The 4601-nt window shown below is 34.9% G+C and carries 5 protein-coding genes; 4 read left to right on the top strand and 1 reads right to left on the bottom strand.

Features of this window, described 5'->3' with window-relative positions; translation table 11 throughout:
• A partial coding sequence (locus tag ACY651_RS01265; RefSeq protein WP_462248899.1) for a lipopolysaccharide biosynthesis protein occupies window positions 1-975 on the top strand: 975 nt, incomplete at its 5' end.
• Here ACY651_RS01265 and ACY651_RS01260 read toward each other — a convergent pair.
• Window positions 962-1699 carry a menaquinone biosynthetic enzyme MqnA/MqnD family protein gene (locus tag ACY651_RS01260; RefSeq protein ID WP_462248897.1) on the bottom strand — a complete coding sequence of 246 codons (738 nt, stop codon included), beginning with the start codon at window positions 1697-1699 and terminating at the stop codon, window positions 962-964. The two genes, ACY651_RS01265 and ACY651_RS01260, sit on opposite strands and share 14 nt — an antisense overlap.
• Before the next feature lie 33 nt (window positions 1700-1732).
• Here ACY651_RS01260 and purB point away from each other — a divergent pair, with 33 nt between their 5' ends.
• The 3 genes from purB to ACY651_RS01245 all read left to right on the top strand — a co-directional run.
• Entirely contained in the window at window positions 1733-3067 is a 1335-nt protein-coding gene (gene purB, locus ACY651_RS01255) for an adenylosuccinate lyase (protein ID WP_462248895.1), read from the top strand.
• Window positions 3068-3201: 134 nt separating this feature from the next.
• Window positions 3202-4329, top strand: a complete 1128-nt coding sequence (locus ACY651_RS01250; RefSeq protein ID WP_462248893.1) for a LamG domain-containing protein — start codon at window positions 3202-3204, stop codon at window positions 4327-4329.
• A gap of 25 nt (window positions 4330-4354) precedes the next feature.
• A partial coding sequence (locus ACY651_RS01245) for a hypothetical protein (protein ID WP_462248891.1) occupies window positions 4355-4601 on the top strand: 247 nt, incomplete at its 3' end.

Raw genomic sequence — 4601 nt, 5'->3', positions numbered from 1 at the left:
AACTTCGACCAGTTTGTAAAGTCGTATGTTTTTTCTTATGTTCTTTTAATTATTTTTTTAGCTGCTTTTTTATATAAGAGAAATTTACTTTCACTAACAGTTACCATCAGCCCCGTTACAAAAACTCATTATAAAGAAATTTTAAAAATGATGCTGTTTGTTTACGCAGGTGGCATTGTGTATTACCTGGGTTTAAATTTCGACAGCATCAATTTAACACGCCAGGAAGGTTTGGAAAAAGCCGCCATCTTTACATTGTCAAATTATATTGCCAGCATTATATCTGTACCGCAACGCAGTATAGTGGCTATTACCAGCCCTTACATTGCACAGGCATGGAAAGAAAAAAACTTAACAGAAATCAGCCGAATTTATAATCGCAGTTCCATCAACATGCTCATTATTTCGCTGTTTATCTTTTTAAATATCTGGTTAAATATAGATGATGCTTATACAGCTTTTAATATCAACCCCACTTTTACCGCAGGTAAATATGTAATACTGGTACTGGGATTAAAATTTATTATTGATATGGGCACCGGCGTAAACAGCCAGATGTTATACACCAGTAATTTTTGGAAATTTGAATTTATAACCGGAGTGGTGCTCCTGTTTTTAACTATACCTCTAAATTACTGGCTTACGCAAAAATATGGTATGGTAGGTGCTGGCATTGCAGGCTTTATAAGCCTTACCGTGTACAATGCCATCCGCATGGGATTTATTTATTACAAATTTAAAATGCAGCCTTTCACCATTAATTCTTTAAAAGCGGTTGTAACAGCTGCTGCAATTTATTTTGCAATATTTTTTATTACTAAAAATATTTCAGGAGTAACGGGCATGTTTGTAAAGTCGGTTTTATTTTCTTTACTGTTTATTGCAGGGGTGTTTTATTTAAAATTAACCCCCGATTTAGAACCGGTTTTAAATGCAATAAAAAAAAGACTGGGTATAAAATCTAATTCAGTTTAGAAAGAAATAACTCCAGTGCTTCTTTCTTCTTATCATCCAGCAAAAAACTAATCTTGTTTTTGTAATAATCGTTCAGGTCGGCTTCTTTATAATTAATTGATGTAACAATTGTATCAATATTTTGCAGGCCTAATGAAGTTGCAGCATTAAAAGAGTTAATAAATTCAGCGGTCATTTTTTTGTTGCTTACCCATGCAGCAAATACAAAAGGCAATCCAGTCATTTCTTTCCATGCCAAACCTAAATCGTAATGGTATTTTGAAACAGGAATTTGTTTAAAAGCCCTGTCGCCAATTACCAGCCCGGCAGTGGTTCCTTTAATGTTTCGTTCAAAATCCTTTTCTGCGGCAATAAATTCCGGTGTTATTTTCCAATGCTCTTTTATTAAAATTTTCAGCAAAGCCACCGAAGTCCTGCTCTGGTAATCTAATAAAATTGCTTTTATATCCTGCAACGGCACATCACTAAAAAGGCAAACGCTGGCAACAGCGCCATCGCAACCAATACAGTAATCACTAATGATATGAAACTCCTGCATGGCAGGCAGCGCCGCTACCGGCACAAGGCCAACATCAATTTGATTATTTAATAATTGCCGGGCAATATTAGCAGGAAAATCAAATAATAATTCTATCTCATCAGCCATCATCCCATTTTCAAATCCGTATATAAGTGGCTTTGTGTTTAAATAACTTACTGCCCCAACTTTAATCTTATGTATCAATACTGTATTTTTGCGCAAATTTACAGCAACAACATGGATTTAAACCAACTAACAGCCATCTCTCCTATTGATGGCCGCTACCGCAAACAACTGCAGCACTTAGATGAATATTTCAGCGAATACGCTTTAATTAAATACCGGGTTTTAGTGGAAGTGGAATATTTTTTATTTCTTGCAGAAAAGAAATTTTTTAAAGCAGATGTCACATTAAAAAAGCAATTGCATGATGTGGTAAATAATTTTACGTTATCCGATGCAGCAGAAATAAAAAAAACTGAAACCATTACCAACCACGATGTAAAAGCGGTAGAATATTTTTTAAAAGCGCAATTGGAAAAATTTGGCGCCGCCGATTTAAAAGAATGGGTGCATTTTGGATTAACCTCACAGGATATTAATAACACCGCCATTCCTTTACTCTGGAAAAACAGTATTGAACAGGAGTATCTGCCGGCATTAATTAATTTACAACTCACCATAGGTAAATTAGCATTGCAGTTTAAAAATGTTCCTATGCTGGCACGTACACACGGGCAACCGGCTTCGCCTACACGGCTGGGAAAAGAATTAATGGTATATGTAGAAAGATTGGAAAATCAAATTCAGCTATTCAGTTACATACCCTTTACAGCAAAGTTTGGAGGCGCTACCGGAAATTTTAATGCTCACTATGTGGCGTACCCAAAATATAACTGGATAAAATTTGCCGACGATTTTGTGGAAAATAAATTAGGCCTGCAACGTCAGCAATACACCACACAAATAGAACATTACGATGTACTTGCTGCACATTTTGATGCTATAAAAAGAATCAATACCATTCTTATAGATTTTTGCAGAGACATTTGGAATTACATCAGCATAGATTATTTTAAACAAAAAACTATTAAGGGAGAAATTGGCAGCAGTGCCATGCCGCATAAAGTAAACCCTATTGATTTTGAAAATGCAGAAGGTAATTTGGGTATTGCAAATGCTTTGCTGGAGCACCTTTCGGCCAAACTGCCCATAAGCCGTTTGCAAAGAGATTTAACAGACAGCACCGTGTTAAGAAATATTGGAACGCCGGTTGCACATACTATCTTATCTATTAAATCAACTGAAAAAGGCTTGAGTAAATTAGTTTTAAACGACAATAAATTAAAAGAAGACCTGGAAAATAACTGGGCTGTAGTTGCTGAAGCTATACAAACTATTTTACGCAGAGAAAATTATCCCAACCCCTACGAAGCATTAAAAGAATTAACGAGGGGAAAAACAGCCATTGATAAAAAAACGATACATCAATTTATCAGCGGTTTAAAAATTTCGGCCACATTAAAAAAAGAATTGAAAGCTATTACACCGCATAATTATACCGGTGTATAAAGTTAAAAACCTGTGAGGCTTTAGCAAAGTATCAAAAGTTAAAAAGATTTTCGGGTGGTGAAGGAGATTAAAAAATTTATCACCCGCCGTAAACCTCACAGGTTTTGGTAAACTTTATTAAGGCTGTTATTATTATGAAGAACATTTTTTTTATTTTATTGTTTTTTTCAGCAACAGCATTTACACAAGTTAACTTGAGTAAGGGCCTTAAAGCTTATTATCCTTTTACAGGCAATGCCAATGATGCCAGCGGCAACAAAAACAATCCTTCTTTTAATAATGCCACACTAACCAAAGACAGGTTTGGCAATGCAAACAGTGCTTACCATTTTAATGGCATCAATAATTATATACAAATACCCAACAGCCCTTCATTAAATTTTGCCAATCAAATAACGCTTGCTGTTTGGGTGAGGCCAACGGGGTTTTATTATGATATATGCCATGCTAACTCCATTATATCAAAAGGCACTGCCGATTATTATCCCGGCAACTATGCATTAAGGTATGATGATGCTTTGTTTACTGATGGTAAAGGATGCAGTGGCGATCTTTTAAAAGATTCGCTGCATTTAAATTTCAGGGGTACAGGCACCACACAAAAAACATATACGCCTTACATAAAAAAAAATCAATGGTATTCGGTTATTTACACCAATGATGGCACCACGGCACGATTGTATGTTGATTGCGAATTAAAATATACTGTAAATTTTAAAGAAACATTTACCAATAAAGATGATTTATTTTTTGGGAGAACAAACGATTCCTTTTTTCCTTTTTGGACAAATGCAGATATTGACGATATAAGAATTTACGACAGGGCAGTAAACGAAAAAGAAATAGTTGCGCTTTGCAAAGAAGCATTAAAAAAAGACACCATTAAGCCCATTACACTCACAAAAGAAATCCCTCTTGAAAAAAGAAACAATCAATTGGTTAAACAAATTGCTGTGGAGCATGATTCCATTTCGGTTACCCTTTACGATAACGGAGATATTGATGGCGACAGCGTAACGCTTATCTATAATGATAAAATAATTACCACACACCAACGCCTTTCGGATAAGCCCATAACTTTTACACTTAAAGTTGAACCCGGCCAAAGCCGCAACGAATTAGTGATGTATGCAGAGAACCTGGGCAGCATTCCTCCCAACACTGCATTAATGATAATTTATGATGGCAAGAAACGTTATGAACTAAATATCAGCAGTACAAAGAATAGTAATGGTGTGGTGGCGTTTACACTTAAAGAGTAGTCTGTTATTTAATAAGATAATTTTTATGAGAAAAATAATAGCATTGTTTTCGTTTTTACTATTTGCAATTTTTTCATTTTCTCAAATAAATCTCAATAAAGGCCTTATTGCTTATTATCCATTTTCTGGTAACGCAAATGATGAAAGTGGTAACGATATTAATGGAAAAATTACAAAGGCTGTTTTAACAAATGATAGAAATGGTGAACAAAATGCCGCCTATTATTTTAATGGCTCTTCTTATATTCAATTGCCATTTTCCAGTCTTTATA

This window comes from Ferruginibacter sp., from assembly GCF_031391665.1.
Taxonomy (GTDB): domain Bacteria; phylum Bacteroidota; class Bacteroidia; order Chitinophagales; family Chitinophagaceae; genus Ferruginibacter.
This window is presented reverse-complemented; position numbering and strand designations above follow the sequence as displayed.

Excerpts from the sequence above, each read along its gene's own strand:
- ACY651_RS01250 (WP_462248893.1), top strand. The coding sequence starts at position 3,202 with ATGAAGAACATTTTTTTTATTTTATTGTTTTTTTCAGCAACAGCATTT.
- purB (WP_462248895.1), top strand. The coding sequence starts at position 1,733 with ATGGATTTAAACCAACTAACAGCCATCTCTCCTATTGATGGCCGCTAC.